This is a genomic window from Kribbella sp. DT2 (assembly GCF_049844575.1).
In the GTDB taxonomy this organism is placed as follows: domain Bacteria; phylum Actinomycetota; class Actinomycetes; order Propionibacteriales; family Kribbellaceae; genus Kribbella.
Genome location: NZ_JBNCLH010000007.1, coordinates 495189 through 510818, shown reverse-complemented (window position 1 = coordinate 510818; position 15630 = coordinate 495189). Strand labels below are relative to the sequence as shown.

Below are 15630 nucleotides of genomic sequence, written 5' to 3'. Positions count from 1 at the left end.
AGTCACCCCCCGGTGAACCGGCTGCGCTATGAGTCACACTCCATCGCTTTCTGCTGTGGACTCAGTCGCATTGATGCCGTGAATTCTCCGTCCCGACGACGGCAATTCATCGAAGAGTACTACGCGCGACAGCTGTCCGACAGTAGTAACTACGCAGTGTCGGCAGGCGTTACGCCAGGTGTGATTTCGGGATCGTATCGTTGGGCAGTGGGCGGTTTGGAAAAGGCTCCGGCAGGAACCACGGACCACCTTAGAGGGCACTGCCGTCACGCACAGTGGCGACCCGGCCTTCTTGACCGAACCGTGCCCTGAAACAGCTCCAGGTGCGGAACCCGAACGGGTCCCGCACCTGGACGGCACGCAGGGGACGACAGCGGAATCAGCCGGCGATCAGGCCGTCTCCGCTGATCAGCTCACGCATCTCGGCCAGCGTGCTGTCGCCCGGCGGCAGGATCGCGTCGGAGTCGTGCAGCTCGTTGTCCGGTACCCGGTCGCCGCTGCGGACGAACGCCAGCAGCGCCTCGAACGCGGTCTTGAACCCGGCCTCGTCGCCGGCCGAGACGGCCTTCTCCAGGTCGGTGTCGACCGCGTTCAGCTGGTCGAGCTTCTCGTCGGCGAGCCGGTACTGCCCCTCGCCCATGATGCGAACGATCATCGAACGTCTCCGTCCTGCGGCCGAACCGGCTCCTGCACCGGCTGCTGGGCCGGCTGGGCCGGCTGCGCCCCGCCGGGGGCGTCCTGGGACAGCTGCTTCGGCGCTTCGGAGCCGCCGACCTGGGCCTTCATCGCGGCCAGCTCGCTCTCGACGTCGGAGCCCGTCGACATCCGCTCGAGCTCGAGCGTGATGCTGTCCTTGCTGCTGCCGGAGGCGTCGTCGAGCGCGCCGGAGGCGAGCAGTTCGTCGATCGCGCCGGCCCGGGCCTGCATCTGCTGGGTCTTGTCCTCGGCGCGCTGGACCGCGAGGCCGACGTCGCTCATCTCCTCGGAGATGCCGGAGAAGGCCTCGTTGATCCGGGTCTGTGCCTCGGCCGCGGTGTAGGTGGCCTTGATGGTCTCCTTCTTGGTGCGGAAGGACTCCACCTTGGCCTGCAGCCGCTGGGAGGCCAGCGTGAGCTTCTCCTCCTCGCCCTGGAGCTGGGCGTGCTGCGCGGTCAGGTCGTCGATCTGGCCCTGCAGGCCGGACTTGCGGGTCAGGGCCTCGCGGGCGAGGTCCTCCCGGTTCATCGAGAGCGCCTTCTGCGCCTGTTCCTGCAGCTTGGCCGACTGTGCCTGCAGCTGCGAAGCCTGCAGCTCCACCCGCTTCCGGCTGGTGGCCACGTCGGCCACACCACGGCGTACCTTCTGCAGCAGCTCGAGCTGCTTCTGGTACGAGTAGTCAAGGGTTTCGCGAGGATCCTCAGCCTTGTCCAAGGCGGTGTTCGCCTTGGCCTTGAAGATCGTCGACATCCGCCTGAAGATGCTCATCGATATCCGTACCCCTTCTGTGCCGGAGAGTGGACCCGGCGTGCGTGTCATCCACCCTATGTCCCCATGGGTCCCCACACCATCAGGACCGGCCCCGATAAACTGGCCCGATCCTCCGGGGACCACCCCGAGTGATCGACTCGCAGTCCGAATGAGGTCCAGCTCCCGTGTTCCGTCGTAGCAAGTCCGAGACACCGTCAGAACCCGCCGTGGCGGAGGCCCAGGGCAAGACCGGGGGCAAGGGGCGCCCGACCCCGACCCGGCGCGAGGCCGAGCAGGCCCGCAAGGCCGCGCTGAAGAAGCCGCGCAACCGCAAGGAGGCCTCGGCGTACCGGCGCGAGAAGATGCGCGCCGAGCGGGCCAAGATGCAGGACGCGATGAAGACCGGCGACGACCGGTACCTGCCGGCCGCCGACAAGGGCCCGGTGCGCCGGTACGCCCGCGACTACGTCGACGCCCGCTGGTCGGTGATGGAGTTCGCGCTGCCGGTGCTGCTGGTGATCTCGCTGCTCGGCGTGGTCTTCTCGGGCGTGTTCACCTGGCTCCCGGGCCTGGTCAACCTGCTGTTCCTGGTGATGATCGCCTGCATCGCGGCCGACTGGTTCTTCCTGTCCAGCGGGATGAAGCGGGCGATCGCGAAGAAGTTCCCGAACGAGGGGACCCGCGGGATCGGGTTCTACGCCGTCCGGCGGACCATGCAGATGCGGCGCTGGCGGCTGCCCAAGCCGATGGTCGCCCGCGGCGAGAAGCCGGCCTGACCTGGTGCGCCCTCGGCTGACGGGGTCGCCCGTCCTGAGCAGCCTGTACGACGCCGCGCTGCACAACCTGCTCGACGTCAACGTCACCGCCACCGGGTACGTCCGGGCCGGCGGTGGCTACGACGACCCGTGGACCCGGGACGCCGCGATCAACTGCTGGCACGCCGCCAGCCTGCTCACGCCCGACGTGGCCCGGGCGACGCTGCTGAAGGTCTGCGACCTGGACCGCGGGGTGGTCGCGCAGGACAACCAGTGGTGGGACCAGATCATCTGGGTGATCGGCGCGTGGCAGCACGTGGCCGTCACCGGCGACACGGAGTTCGGCGCCACGGCGTACGAGATCGGGCGGGCCTCGCTGGAGATCCTCGACCGGACGCACCTCGACGCCGCAACCGGGCTGTACGCCGGGCCGGCGCTGATGCAGGACGGGATCAGCGGGCTGCCGTCGTACGAGGAGCGTGCGCCGTACTCGGAAGGCGACTCGTCGTACGTGCTGGACTACCCGGGGACGGCGCAGCTGCGGTGCCTGTCGACCAACGCGGTCTACGTCCGGGCGCTGCGCTGCCTCTCGCTGCTGGGTGGCGAGCCTTCGTTCGCTCGGCGGGCCGATGCGCTGGCTTCGGCCATCAACCAGCACCTCTGGGACGCCTCGACCGGGCTGTACGGCTACTTCCTGGGCCCTGACGGCCTCGACCCGCACCAGGAGACGGCCGGTCTGGCCCTGGCCATCGAGTTCGGCATCGCCGGGCCCGAGCGGACGCAGCAGATCCTGGCCAACGCGCACCGTGAGCCATTCGGCATGGTCAACGTCTGGCCGCACTTCCCCCGGTACGACGCCGCCCACCCCGGGCGCCACAACGCCATCTGCTGGCCGATGGTGATGGGCCTGTGGGCCTCGGCCGTCGCCTCCACCGGCAGCCCGGCCCTGTTCGGTGCGGCACTGAACGACCTGACCCGGCTCTTCCAGTCCAGCGACAACCAGCTCTTCGAGCTCTACAACGCCACCACCGGTGCCGTCGACGGCGGCTGGCAGACCGGCCACCAGTGGGAGTCCCTCCCCCACCAGACCTGGTCGGCCACCGCCTACCTCCGCCAGATCCACGAGTCCCTCTTCGGCCTCCACTTCACGCCCGCGGGCATCACCGTCACCCCGGTGGTCCCCGAAGGCCTGGGCGACCTCCACCTAACCGGCCTCCCCTACCGGGCCGCCACCCTCGACATCACCCTCACCGGCACGGGCACCCACCCCAAGCTGCTGGTGGACGGCCAGCCGGCCACCGCCGTACCGGCAACCCTCACCGGCCCCCACGCCCTCACCATCGAGGTCAGTTGAACGACTGGCAGCACGCCCTGGCCGGCTCTCCCTGGCTGGCCCACACCATCAGGGCAGTAGAGCTCGGCACTGCCCACGGCTGGGACCGGCCGCCGATTCCTTCGCTGCCCCACCTCAGCCGGCTGCTCCAGGCCGCCCGGGTCACCCCGGTGGTCGTCGACAGCTCGCCGTACGAGGTGCTCGCCTGGGACCTCGCCGACGGCAGCACCACTGGCTGGCTCTGTCTACCGCCGAGCACTACGCCGCCGGTGGGGCCGCCGGACGCGCTGCACGACCTCTGGCGGGTGACCGGCGGTGTCGTCGACCGCTGGAACGACCCCGACACCTGGGTGTGCAACCACAACTCAGTGCTGACACCGGAGCTGGCCGCGGCCTCGGCGGCCGAGCTGGTCGCCGACTGCTCGTTCCTCTGGGACGGGCTGAGCCTGCCGATCGACCCGGCGGAGTACGGCGTACTGGCTGAAGAGGCCAACAGGAACCTCACACTGTTCCATCGAGCGTCCGGTGAGGTGCTGCTTTTCGCGCAGGACCACGCCTTCGGCTACGTCGAGACGCTCGACGGGTGCCCCGAGTACACCTTCCACCGGATTCCGTCGGCGCCGGACGTGACCGCGTGGGTGGAGACCGTCGCCGGGCAGTGGCTGGCGGCTGTCCGCCGGTAGGGAGTCGCCGGGCGTGTGCGGACGGGTGGAAGTAGGGTCGGTGCCATGGACTTTCGGTATCTCGGAAACAGTGGACTGAAGGTCAGCGAGATCTCCTACGGGAACTGGCTGACCCACGGGTCGCAGGTGGAGAACGAGCAGGCCAAGGCCTGCGTGAAGGCGGCGCTCGAGGCCGGGATCACCACGTTCGACACCGCGGACGTGTACGCGAACACCGCGGCGGAGACCGTGCTCGGGGAGGCCCTGGAGGGACAGCGGCGGGAGTCGCTGGAGATCCTCACCAAGGTGTACTGGCCGACCGGCCCGGGCGGGCCGAACGACGTCGGCCTGTCCCGCAAGCACATCCACGAGTCGATCAACGGCTCACTGAAGCGGCTCAAGACCGACTACGTCGACGTCTACCAGGCGCACCGGTACGACACCGAGACGCCGCTGGAGGAGACGATGGAGGCCTTCGCCGACGTCGTCCGCCAGGGCAAGGCGCTCTACATCGGTACGTCGGAGTGGACCGCCGACCAGCTGCGCGAGGGCCACCGGCTGGCCCGCGAGCTGCGCGTCCCGCTGGTCTCCAACCAGCCGCAGTACAACATGCTCTGGCGCGTCATCGAGACCGAGGTCGTCCCGGCCTCGGAGGAGCTCGGCATCGGCCAGGTCGTGTTCTCCCCGATCGCGCAGGGCGTGCTGACCGGCAAGTACAAGCCGGGCCAGCAGCCGCCGGAGGGTTCGCGGGCGACCGACACCAAGGGCGGCGCGAACATGATCAGCCGCTGGCTCAAGGACGACGTGCTCAACCGCGTCCAGGAGCTGCAGCCGATCGCCGAGGAGGCCGGGCTGAGCCTGTCCCAGCTGGCGATCGCCTGGGTCCTGCAGAACCGCAACGTCTCCTCGGCGATCATCGGTGCCTCCCGCCCCGAGCAGGTCACCGAGAACGTCAAGGCGGCCGGCGTGAAGCTCGAGGACGCGCAGCTGAAGCGGATCGACGAGGCGCTCGGCAACGCGATCGAGAGCGACCCGGCCAAGACCACGCAGAACTCGCCGCAGACCCGGCCGGGCTCGTGAGCTGGACCTGGCGGTTCGAGACCGCCGCCGGCGAACCGGCCGACCCGGGCGACCTGGGCACGGCCGACTTCTCCGCTCAGGGTGACGCGGAGAGCTGGCTCGGCGAGATCTGGCGTGAGCTGGCCGACCAGGGCGTCGCCCAGGTCTACCTGCTCGAGGACGGCCGCGAGGTCTACGGCCCGATGAGCCTGGCCGCACAGGAGTAGTACCGACCTAGAGCCCGTACGGCGAGCTGGTGGTCCACCAGGTTCGCCGTACGGGCTCGTGCATGCCTGGGGTGGGTGTGGCCTCTTCGTACGGGGCGCAGTGTGGGGTGCCGCACGTTCGGTGTGCGGGCCTCCGCGCGGCTGGGCGTGGCGGCGGTAAGCTGCGCCCGAACCACTGCTGTGCCGCAGGGAAGCCGGTCCGAAGCCGGCGCTGACCCGCAACCGTAGGCCGCACCCGGCTCCACCGGGCGGCGGTGAGCCGGAACACTGCGTCCAGGCAGCAGGCTCACCGACCCGCCGAGGACCGCGGGAGGAGCCGTCCCCGTGCACCCGGCGGTGGCACCTCTCCTCTCGTTCGCCCCGGCCCGAGCGAGGACACGAGATGACTGCACACCGGACCCTGCGACTGGTCCTCAGCCTGCTGGCGGGTCTCCTGCTGGCGGGGACCGTCACCGCCGGCACAGCCCTGGCTGGCAGCTCGACCCAGACCGACCGGACCAGCAGCTCGGCCCAGGCCGCAGGCACCAGCGCAGCCGCCGGCACTGCCCCGGCCGCCGGCTCCGCCCGGGCCGAGGACGGCTACCGGTTCTGGGGCTACTACCAGTGGGCCAAGGGCCAGTGGGCGTTCGCCCAGAAGGGTGCGGACCAGGTGGTCCCGGCGGACGGCTCGGTCGAAGGCTGGCGGTACGCGGTCGGCGGTGCCAAGCCCCGCGTCCCCCGCGCGGCCGGTGAGTTCGAGACGATCTGCGGCGCGACCCCCGCGGAGACCGGCAAGAAGCGCGTCGCCCTGGTCGTCGACCCCGGCACGGCGGCCGACTCCGGGACCGGTGTCGCCCCGCCGCCGGCCACGGGCACCTGTGTGGTCACCGACGCGAAAGCGACCGGCGCCAAGGTGCTGGCCGCGATCGGCCCGGTGCGGATCGAGAAGGGCCTGACCTGCGGCATCGACGGCTACCCGGCGACCGGCTGCGGCACCACCGTGAAGAACATCAAGGTCCCCGCCACCGACGAGCCCGTCACGCTGGAGATCGGCCCGGCCGCCGGTTCGGCCGCCTCCCCCACCCCGGCGCCGAACCCGACCAACGCCGCCCAGCCCCCGACAGCCGACGACGAGGACGACGGCGCTCCGGTGACGGGCATCATCGTCGCCGCGGTCGTCGTACTGCTGCTGGCCGGCGGTGGCTTCGTGCTGGCTCGCCGACGCGCGCAGAGCTGATCAGGTGCGCGCGGTCCACCACCTGACGCTCCCCCGGGCTCTGCACCCGGGGGCGTGGTGGTTGTGGGCCCTCGGCCTGGCCGTAGCCGCCAGCAGGACCCGCAACCCGGTCCTGCTCATCCTGATCCTCGCCGTAGCCGGCTTCGTCGTGGCTGCGCGCCGCAGCGACGCCCCCTGGGCCAACAGCTACCTGGCGTTCCTCAAGTTGGGCCTGGTGGTGATCGGCCTCCGCGTCGTACTGCAGGCCTTGCTCTCCACCCGCTCCCAGGGCAACACCCTCCTCTTCACCCTCCCGCAGATCCCCCTGCCGGACTGGGCCAGCGGCGTGAAGCTCGGCGGCGAGGTGACCGCCGAGGCGCTCGTCACTGCCCTGTACGACGGGGGCCAGCTGGCCGTGATGCTCTGCTGCATCGGCGCGGCCAATGCCCTGGCCAGCCCGCGCCGCCTGCTCAAGTCGTTGCCGGGAGCCCTCTACGAGATGGGCGTCGCCTGCGTGGTCGCGCTGACCTTCGCGCCGCAGCTGGTCACCGACGCCCGCCGCATCCGCGGCGCCCGGCGCCTGCGCGGCCGCACGCGCGGCTCCTTCCGTACGACGGCCATGCCGGTCCTCGAAGGCGCACTGGACCGCTCGGTCGAGCTGGCCGCGGCCATGGACTCCCGCGGCTACGGCCGTACGGCGCACGTGCCGCGCCGCCAGCGCCAGATCACCGGCGCCTCGGTCCTGCTCGGCCTGCTCGGCATCATGCTGGGCGTCTACTCCCTGCTCACCGACGCGATGGCCGCACCGGCTGCTGGTGGAGCGCTGGCGTTCGGCGTACTGCTGGCAACCGGTGCGATGGCTGTCGGCCGCCAGCGGGTCACCCGGACTCGCTACCGGCCGGACCCGTGGGCCCTGCCGGAGTGGCTCGTCATCGGCTCCGGTGCACTCGCTGCGGCCGCACTGATCATCGCAGCGGCCCGTGGGGTCGAGGGGCTGGTGCTGCCGGGCCCGCTGGTCGTGCCGCCGGTCCCGCTGCTGCCGGTGCTCGGCATCCTGATCGGCCTGGCGCCTGCTGTTGCTGCTCCTCCCCTGACCCGACGACGTGAGCTGGTGACGGCATGATCGAGTTCGACCGGGTCACAGTCACGTACGACGGCGCCGCGTCGCCGGCCCTGCGAGACGTGAGCTTCACGGTCCCTGAGGGCGAGCTCGCGCTGGTGATCGGCCGGACCGGCTCCGGCAAGTCCACCCTGCTGCGGGCGATCAACGGACTGGTCCCGCACTTCACCGGCGGCACGCTGGCCGGGCGGGTGCTGGTCAACGGGCGGGACACGAAGGACTACCGCCCGCGCGACCTGGCCGACGTGGTCGGCATCGTCGGGCAGGACCCGATGGCTGGGTTCGTCACCGACACGGTCGAGGACGAACTGGCGTACAGCATGGAGTCGCTCGGCGTGGCTCCGGACGTGATGCGCCGCCGGGTCGAGGAGACGCTCGACCTGCTGGGGCTGGCCGACGTACGGGACCGGCCGCTGACCGCGCTGTCCGGTGGGCAGAGGCAACGGACAGCCATCGGAGCTGCACTGACCTCTCACCCGGCGGTGCTCGTACTGGACGAGCCGACGTCGGCCCTGGACCCGCAAGCGGCCGAGGAGGTGCTGGCCGCGCTGCAGCGGCTGGTGCACGACCTGGGCGTCACCGTGGTGATGGCCGAGCACCGCCTCGAGCGAGTCATCCAGTACGCCGACCGGGTGGTGGAGATCTCGGGAGCTGTCGCCAGTGGGCTGCCGAGCCAGGGCGCTGGACCGCCCGGCCAGGGCGCCGGGCCGCTGGTTTCCGGCGCTGTGTCGACCGGGCTTCCTGCCGACGTCATGGTGACCGCGCCGGTTGCGCCGCCGGTGGTGGAGCTGGGGCGGCTGGCTGGGTGGTCGCCGTTGCCGTTGTCGGTGCGGGACGCTCGCCGGGCGGCCGGCGTACTGCGGGAGCGGTTGGGCGATCACCGGCCGACTCCTCGCGTCACGGCGATCGGCAATGAGCTTGCCCGATGCAACGACCTCGTCGTCAGCTACGGGAGCGTGCCCGCCTTGCGTGGGGTCTCGCTGACGCTGCGCGCCGGTGAGGTGGTCGCGCTGATGGGCCGCAACGGCGCCGGCAAGTCCACACTGCTCAACGCCCTGGTCGGGCTCGTCCAACCGCGCTCAGGCAGCGTGGTGGCGGCGGGGATCGACCCACGGCGTACGAAGCCCAAGAAGCTGGTCAAGGCGGTCGGGCTGGTACCGCAGGAGCCCGCTGACCTTCTGTACGCACCGACCGTCGCAGAGGAGTGCGCAGGGGCCGACAGCGACTTCCGCGTGGCCGCTGGCAAGTGCCGCTCGCTGCTGGAACGTCTGGCACCAGGCATCGACGACCACATGCACCCGCGCGACCTGTCCGAGGGCCAGCGGCTCTGCCTGGCACTGGCCGTCGTACTGTGCGGTGCTCCCCCGCTGCTCCTGCTGGACGAGCCGACGCGCGGGCTGGACTACGGCGCGAAGCGACGGCTCGTCGAGATCCTGCGCGAGCTCGCCGCGGACGGCCACGCGGTCGTGCTGTCCACCCACGACGTCGAGATGGTCGCCGAGGTCGCCACCCGGGTCCTCGTCCTGGCCGACGGCGAACTCGTCAGCGACGGCGACACCGCAACGGTGATCGCCGGCTCCCCCGCGTTCGCCCCACAGGTCGCCAAGATCCTCGCGCCCCTCCCGTTCCTCACGGTCGGCGAAGTAGCCACCGCCCTGGAGCGCGCATCATGACCGCCCCGGAGCAGGCGCTCGTGGAGCACCCCTCGCGCGGAGCAGTGACCCCACCGGAGCGTTTCTCGTGACCGCCCTGCAGGTGCCCTCCCGGCTGGTCCGGCTGAAGCCACGCAGCACGGCGACGCTGCTGCTGGCGTCGGCGGTCGGCGTGCTGGCGTTCGGCTGGCCCCTGATCTGGCAGACCGACCAGGCCGGTGCCTCCGCGCTCGGGCACACCACCGACGCGCCCTGGCTGTTCGTCCTGCTGCTGCCGCTGCTGGTGGCCGTCGTACTGGCTGAGCTCGCCGAGTCAGGCATCGACGCCAAGGTGATCTCCCTGCTCGGCATGCTCGCCGCCGTCGGCGCCGCACTCCGCGCACTGGGCCCCGGCACAGCCGGACTGGAGCCAGGCTTCTTCCTGCTCATCCTGGCCGCCCGAGCCTTCGGCGCGGGCTTCGGCTTCGTCCTGGGCGCGGTGTCCCTGCTGGCCGGCGCACTGATCAGCGGCGGCGTCGGACCGTGGATGCCGTTCCAGATGCTCGCCTGCGCCTGGGTCGGCTGCCTGGCAGGCCTCCTGCCGCGGGTCGGCGGCCGGCTCGAGCTGCTGCTGCTCGCGGCGTACTCGCTCGTCGCAGGCATCCTGTACGGCGTCGTGATGAACCTGTGGTTCTGGCCGTACGCGACCTTCGGCAGCGACTTCTCGTTCATCCCCGGCGACGGCCTGGCCGAGAACCTGCACCGCTACTTCCTGTTCGTCGTCGCCACGTCGCTCGGCTGGGACATCCCGCGCGGCATCCTGTGCGCCGTCCTGGTGCTCGCGCTCGGCCGCCCGGTCCTGAAGGCCTTCCGCCGGACGGCACGGAAGGCCGCGTTCGACGTACCGGTCAGCTTCGAACGCTAGCCCGCAACCTGATCGCGGAGACCAGGAAGAACACCCCGCCGAGCAGCGCGTACCCGCCGAGGCTGGTCAGCGACGGGTCGGCCGCGGACGCCGAGAGGGCGAACGACGTACCGGCGAGCACCGAGATGCCGCCGCTGAGGATCATCGGCCACTGACCGCCGAGCGCACGACGGCGTACGGCGACGACGAGCTGGACGATGCCGGCGACGATCGCCCACGCACCCCAGACGCGCAGGACCGCGGGGATGCCGGACGTGGTCGCGACGACGAGGCCGACGGTGGCGAGGCCGCTGATCACGATGTTGGCGATCAGGGCCGGCGTCCTGGAGCTGCGGAGGTCGACGACCGCGGCGGCGACGTCGAACAGCGGGTAGACGATCAGCAGCGCCACGCTCAGCGGGCCGAGCTTGCCGGCGCTGAGCAGCAGGAGGACCGCCCAGACCAGCGCGAAGCCGAAGCGGACGAAGTACAGGCGGCGGAGTGCCGCCGGGACGGTGGTCGCGGGCAGGGAGGAGGTTGCTGTGGTCACGGGAACTGGTCCGATCTGCGAGATAGACTAACTAGTAACTCTACCAATGATCATGCACCGTCCAGGCCGGTCGGCGCAAGCGGAACGGGGGCCACGTACGATGCCGACCATGACCGAGCCGGTGCGAGAACGACTGCTCGCGGCCGCCGACGAACTCTTCTACGCGCACGGGATGCGCGCGGTGAGCGCGGACAAGATCATCGACCGGGTGGGCACCACGAAGGTGACCTTCTACCGGCACTTCCGCACCAAGGACGACCTCGTCGTCGCCTACCTGGAACGGCGCGCGGCCGCCGAGCGCGCGGGGGTCGAGGCCGTGATCGCCGCAGCCGGCGGCGACGCCGCGGAGGTGGTGCGGCTGATGTCGGCCGGTCTCGGCGAGATGGCCTGCCTTCCCGGCTTCCGCGGCTGCCCGTTCATCAACGCCGCGGCGGAGTACCCCGACGCCGACAGCGCGGTACGCCGACTGGTCGACTCCCATCGCGACTGGTGGAAGAAGATGTTTCAGGACCTCGTCGCGCCGCTCGGCCTGCCCGCGCACACCGGTGACGACCTGATGGTCCTGCGCGACGGCGCGATGGTCGCCGGGTACCTGAGCGAGGCCGACGCCGCCGCGGGTGCCTTCCTGCGCGCGGGCCTGGCGCTGATCGGCGATCCGCGGGATGGCTGAACTGGTCACGTCGACAGCCGGCGCGACGGTCGATGGCGTACTACGGCTGACCGGCGAGGGCTTCACTCCTGTCGAGGGCTACCAGGTCACGGTCACCCGCACTGCCGGCGGCCTTCGGTACGACGTACTGACGCCTGCCGGAGACCAGCTCTCATGGACCGCCCCGGAGGTGGGAGCGCAACTGGATGCGGGGTTGGGCGCGGATGCTGCCCCACGAGTTCGGGTGGGGGGACGAAGGTCGAGTCCGGCCGCGGAGGGGCGGTCGGAACCGGACGTGGCGCGGGGGCGGACCTTGATCCTCGGCGGGGCCCGCTCCGGCAAGTCCACCGCGGCCGAGCGCCTGCTGGCCGACACCCCCGACACCCTGTACGTCGCCACCGGCGGCGACGGGTCCTCGGACCCCGAGTGGGCCGACCGCATCGCCAAGCACCGCGAGCGCCGGCCGGCGTCGTGGGGTCTGGCGGAGACGATCGATCTCGTTCCCCTGCTCGAGCCGGACGGGCCGCCGCTCCTGATCGACTGCCTCACGCTCTGGCTGGCCCGCACCATGGATGCGTGCGACATCTGGGACCACCCGGAGAACCTGCCCGCCGTCGAGCAGCGCATCGACGACCTGGCCGCCGCCTGGTCGGGCACCCCTCGCCTAGTAGTTGCTGTGAGCAATGAAGTCGGCTCGGGCGTGGTTCCGGGCGACGCGGGCACCCGCTTGTTCCGCGACTTGATGGGTCGTGTGAACGCAACGATCTCCCGCGAGTCCGACACTGTCCTTTGGTGCGTGGCCGGCCGGACGGTCGCGCTGTGAGAGGTCCTGGCCGGGCGGGCCGGCGCCCCGCGAGAGGCCGCGCCCGGGCGGACCATCGGCCCGTGAGAGCTCACGGCGGGTCCGGCAGCTGGCTCGCAAGCGGCACAGCATGAGGCTCGACGGGCTGCGGCTGGCGTTCGGGACCCTGACGGTGCTGCCTACCCCGGCTCCTCAGCGGGTGGATCGGATCACGGCAGGCGGCGCGATGCTGCTGGCTCCCGTGGCCGGGGTGGTGATCGGCGGTTTGGCGGCTGCGGTGGTTGCCGCCGTACAGGCCCTGCAGCCGGGAGCGGACCTGCTGGCGGCAGTGCTCGGGGTGATCGCCCTGGCAGTGCTCTCCGGCGCACTGCACCTCGACGGACTGGCGGACACCGCCGACGGGTTCGGCAGCCGGCGCGACCGGGAGACCAAGCTCCGCATCATGAAGCAGAGCGACATCGGTCCGTTCGGCGTGGTGACGATCGCCGCCGTACTGCTGATCGACGTCGCAGCCCTCACCACCTGCGCGCAAGCCGGCTTCGGCTGGCAGGCCGTCCTCGTCGCCACAGTCGCCAGCCGACTCACCCTCCCCTGGTCCTGCCGCGTCGGCGTCCCGTCGGCTCGCCCCGATGGCCTCGGCGCGATGGTCGCCGCCACCGTCCGCCCGTACGCCGCCGTACTGGTGACCCTGGCCGCTCTGGCACTCCTGCTGGCCCTCACCTGGCTCACCACCGACGGCACCACGCTGCCGACCAACAGCTCCAGCTGGCGCCCGCTCGTCGGCACCAGCTTCGCCGTACTGCTGGCCGTCGTCCTGGCCCTCACCACCGCCCACCAGACCACCAAGTCCCTCGGCGGCATCACCGGAGACACCCTCGGCGCAACCGTCGAACTGGCCGTCCCGCTGGCCCTCCTGACAACAGCACTCGCCCTCTGACTCAGCACTCGTTCTCTGGCTCAGCACTCGTCCTCTGGCTCAGCACTCGTCCTCTGGCTCACCTCCCGTCCTCTGGCTCACCTCCCACCCCCTGACAGCTTCACGCCGGGCGCACTCCGGCGGCCAACGCGCCCGGCATCTCAACATCGCACCCACAACGCCGATTCCCCGGCCGGCTCCTCAAACCGGCCGCCCCTCCGGACCTGCCGGCGACGACTCTCGCCCTTCGACCCACCACCGCTCGGAGTTAGTTGAATACAGTATGTGATTCTCCCCCTCAAGCCTGGCGTCCCCGAGGCTGCTGGGACTGGTGGTGCATTAGTGTCGCGGCGGACGTCCTGACGGGCAGGACTACGCGTAACGGCGAGGACACATGGCGATCACGGTCAGGACGAGCGGGACCATTCCAGCGACGGAATCCCTGCAATCCGTTATCTTTATGTAATGAACGCAACCCGCCCGGCACCTGGCTCACAGGCTTCGCTCCGCGAAGCCAACCGTGAGCGTGTTCTGGGGGTTGTCCGGCAGCACGGTCCGCTCACCCAGGTCGAGATCGCCGCCGCCTCCGGACTGTCCGCCGCCACGGTGTCCAACATGGTCAAGGAGCTCGACCAGGCCGGTCTGGTCGGGGTGTCCCCGAGCATCCGCAACGGCCGCCGCGCCGTACTGGTGTCACTCGCCTCCGGCGGCGGCCTGCTCGCCGGGGTCGCCTTCGGCGAGCGCGACGTCCGGGTCGCCATCGCGTCGGAGAGCCGCGAGGTCCTCGCCGAGCAGCTGATGCCGCTGCAGGCCGACCACGTCGCCGACGACGGGATGGAACGCGCCGCGCGCCTGCTCGCGGACCTCGCCGAGACCGTCGGCCAGGGCGTCGAGGCCATCGGCGCGATCGGCTTCGGCCTGCCGACGCCGGTCGACTCGGTCAGCGGCGAGGCCGGGTCCGACGCGGTCCTGCCCGGCTGGCGCGGGGTCAACGTCGCGGCGGCGATGGCCGGCTACCTGCGCGCCCCGGTCGCGCTCGACAACACCGCGAACCTGGCCGCCCTCGGCGAGCTCCGCGCCGGCGCGCTGCGCGACGTACAGCACGGGTGCTACATCAAGTTCTCGTACGGCGTCGGCGCGGGGATCGTGCTCGGCGGTGAGGTGTTCCGCGGCTCGGCCGGTACGGCGGGCGAGATCGGCCACCTGACCATCGACGAGAACGGCCCGATCTGCCGCTGCGGCAACCGCGGCTGCCTGGACACGTTCGTCGGCTCCCGCGCCCTGCTCAACTCCCTCGCCGCCTCGCACGGCCCGCTGCGCCTGCGCGACGTCATCACCCGCGCCCTGGCCGGCGACCTCGGCTGCCGCCGCGTCATCGAGGACGCCGGCCGCCGCGTCGGCGTCGCCGTCGCGGGCCTGGTCAACCTGTTCAACCCCGAGGTCATCGTCGTCGGCGGACGCATGGCCGAAGCCGGCGACCTGATCATGGTCCCGCTCCGCGAAGCCCTCGACCGCTGCGCCATCCCCAGCGCCGCCGCCACCGTAGAGCTCCGCCCCGCCGAACTGGGCGACGCCGCCGACGTCCTGGGCGCCATCGAACTGGCCTCGGTCCTCAGCCACACCCGAGTAGCCCGCGCCTAGCTGATACATCCCCGTACGCCGACCAACAGGCGTCGACTCGAGGCCTGCGGGGTGGGCCCTGGGCGCCATCGATCTGGCCTCCGTCCTCAGCCACACGCGAGAGCCCGCGCCTACCTGGCACATCCCCGTACGCCGACCAGCAGGCGTCGACTCGAGACCTGCGGGGTGACCCCCTGGGCACCATCGAACTGGCCTCCGTCCTCAGCCACCCGAGCCCGCGCCTAGCCCGCACACCCCCGTTCGCCGACCAACGGGCGTCGCAACTCGAGGCCTCAGCGTCATCGAACCGGCCTCCGTTCTCAGCCACACCCGAGTAGCCCACTCCTGGCCTGCACACACCTCCGTACGCCAGCCACCGCGCGTCGCCGGCGGGCCGCCTCCCCTCGTCGCAGCCCCTTCGACAACCCACCCACAGGCGCACCCCGAGCCCGACCATCCCCTGCACCACCCGGCAACTACGCCGCCTCATGGTCCGCTCCCTGCCCCGCATGCCCTCCCTGTGGCTGGGCTGGGTAACGATGCGGCCGGCCAGGCCGCATGGGCTGAGGCCGCTCCGGCCGGATAAAAGCCAAAGGTGAAGTCGACGGCAGGCACGGGGCCTGCGATCGTCGGCGGGCGTGCCGGACAACGGCTGGCGGCAAGCACGGGGCCTGCGGTCATCGGCGGGCGTGCCGGACAACGGCTGGCGACAAGCACGGAGCCTGCGGTCATCGGCGGGCGTGCCGGACAACGGCTGGCGG

General features: G+C 71.2%; 16 protein-coding genes. 13 read left to right on the top strand and 3 right to left on the bottom strand.

The window, feature by feature from the left end; all coding sequences use genetic code 11:
• Positions 1-379 precede the first annotated feature (379 nt).
• On the bottom strand, positions 380-655 hold the full coding sequence (gene pspAA, locus ACLQ2O_RS29855; protein WP_425837757.1) for a PspA-associated protein PspAA: 276 nt from the start codon (positions 653-655) through the stop codon (positions 380-382).
• Positions 652-1464 carry a PspA/IM30 family protein gene (locus tag ACLQ2O_RS29850; RefSeq protein ID WP_425837754.1) on the bottom strand — a complete coding sequence of 271 codons (813 nt, stop codon included), beginning with the start codon at positions 1462-1464 and terminating at the stop codon, positions 652-654. Before ACLQ2O_RS29850 ends, pspAA begins: the two co-directional genes overlap by 4 nt.
• Positions 1465-1673: 209 nt before the next feature.
• Between ACLQ2O_RS29850 and ACLQ2O_RS29845 the strand changes: the two genes are divergently transcribed.
• The 9 genes from ACLQ2O_RS29845 to ACLQ2O_RS29805 all read left to right on the top strand — a co-directional run bounded on the left by ACLQ2O_RS29845 (position 1674) and on the right by ACLQ2O_RS29805 (position 10353).
• A complete protein-coding gene (locus tag ACLQ2O_RS29845; RefSeq protein ID WP_425837751.1) occupies positions 1674-2222 on the top strand; it encodes a DUF3043 domain-containing protein in 549 nt (182 codons plus the stop codon).
• A gap of 4 nt (positions 2223-2226) precedes the next feature.
• Positions 2227-3555 (top strand): MGH1-like glycoside hydrolase domain-containing protein, encoded by a 1329-nt coding sequence (locus tag ACLQ2O_RS29840; protein WP_425837748.1) that lies wholly within the window; start codon positions 2227-2229, stop codon positions 3553-3555.
• The gene (locus ACLQ2O_RS29835; RefSeq protein WP_425837745.1) at positions 3552-4217 is read left to right on the top strand and encodes a hypothetical protein; all 666 of its coding nucleotides are present in this window, start codon (positions 3552-3554) and stop codon (positions 4215-4217) included. Before ACLQ2O_RS29840 ends, ACLQ2O_RS29835 begins: the two co-directional genes overlap by 4 nt.
• Positions 4218-4262: 45 nt before the next feature.
• Positions 4263-5276: an aldo/keto reductase family protein gene (locus ACLQ2O_RS29830; RefSeq protein WP_425837742.1), complete on the top strand. Its 1014-nt coding sequence runs from the start codon at positions 4263-4265 to the stop codon at positions 5274-5276.
• Positions 5273-5482: a hypothetical protein gene (locus ACLQ2O_RS29825; RefSeq protein WP_344168962.1), complete on the top strand. Its 210-nt coding sequence runs from the start codon at positions 5273-5275 to the stop codon at positions 5480-5482. Before ACLQ2O_RS29830 ends, ACLQ2O_RS29825 begins: the two co-directional genes overlap by 4 nt.
• A 382-nt stretch (positions 5483-5864) precedes the next feature.
• The gene (locus tag ACLQ2O_RS29820; protein ID WP_425837738.1) at positions 5865-6698 is read left to right on the top strand and encodes an SCO2322 family protein; all 834 of its coding nucleotides are present in this window, start codon (positions 5865-5867) and stop codon (positions 6696-6698) included.
• A 4-nt stretch (positions 6699-6702) separates the two neighbouring features.
• Positions 6703-7800, top strand: coding sequence for an energy-coupling factor transporter transmembrane component T (locus ACLQ2O_RS29815; protein WP_425837735.1), 1098 nt, complete (start codon positions 6703-6705; stop codon positions 7798-7800).
• Complete coding sequence (locus ACLQ2O_RS29810; protein ID WP_425837732.1) at positions 7797-9470, top strand: ABC transporter ATP-binding protein; 1674 nt, start codon at positions 7797-7799, stop codon at positions 9468-9470. Before ACLQ2O_RS29815 ends, ACLQ2O_RS29810 begins: the two co-directional genes overlap by 4 nt.
• Before the next feature lie 67 nt (positions 9471-9537).
• Positions 9538-10353: an ECF transporter S component gene (locus tag ACLQ2O_RS29805; RefSeq protein WP_425837729.1), complete on the top strand. Its 816-nt coding sequence runs from the start codon at positions 9538-9540 to the stop codon at positions 10351-10353.
• On the opposite strand, the gene ACLQ2O_RS29800 is transcribed toward ACLQ2O_RS29805, so the two are convergent.
• Positions 10337-10882 carry a hypothetical protein gene (locus ACLQ2O_RS29800; protein WP_425837726.1) on the bottom strand — a complete coding sequence of 182 codons (546 nt, stop codon included), beginning with the start codon at positions 10880-10882 and terminating at the stop codon, positions 10337-10339. The genes ACLQ2O_RS29805 and ACLQ2O_RS29800 overlap by 17 nt on opposite strands.
• Before the next feature lie 109 nt (positions 10883-10991).
• Here ACLQ2O_RS29800 and ACLQ2O_RS29795 point away from each other — a divergent pair, with 109 nt between their 5' ends.
• The 4 genes from ACLQ2O_RS29795 to ACLQ2O_RS29780 all read left to right on the top strand — a co-directional run bounded on the left by ACLQ2O_RS29795 (position 10992) and on the right by ACLQ2O_RS29780 (position 14890).
• Positions 10992-11552: a TetR/AcrR family transcriptional regulator gene (locus ACLQ2O_RS29795; protein ID WP_425837724.1), complete on the top strand. Its 561-nt coding sequence runs from the start codon at positions 10992-10994 to the stop codon at positions 11550-11552.
• Positions 11545-12354 carry a bifunctional adenosylcobinamide kinase/adenosylcobinamide-phosphate guanylyltransferase gene (locus tag ACLQ2O_RS29790; protein WP_425837721.1) on the top strand — a complete coding sequence of 270 codons (810 nt, stop codon included), beginning with the start codon at positions 11545-11547 and terminating at the stop codon, positions 12352-12354. Before ACLQ2O_RS29795 ends, ACLQ2O_RS29790 begins: the two co-directional genes overlap by 8 nt.
• Positions 12355-12463: 109 nt before the next feature.
• Entirely contained in the window at positions 12464-13270 is an 807-nt protein-coding gene (locus ACLQ2O_RS29785) for an adenosylcobinamide-GDP ribazoletransferase (protein WP_425837719.1), read from the top strand.
• A gap of 444 nt (positions 13271-13714) precedes the next feature.
• The gene (locus tag ACLQ2O_RS29780; protein ID WP_425837716.1) at positions 13715-14890 is read left to right on the top strand and encodes an ROK family transcriptional regulator; all 1176 of its coding nucleotides are present in this window, start codon (positions 13715-13717) and stop codon (positions 14888-14890) included.
• Positions 14891-15630: the final 740 nt, after the last annotated feature.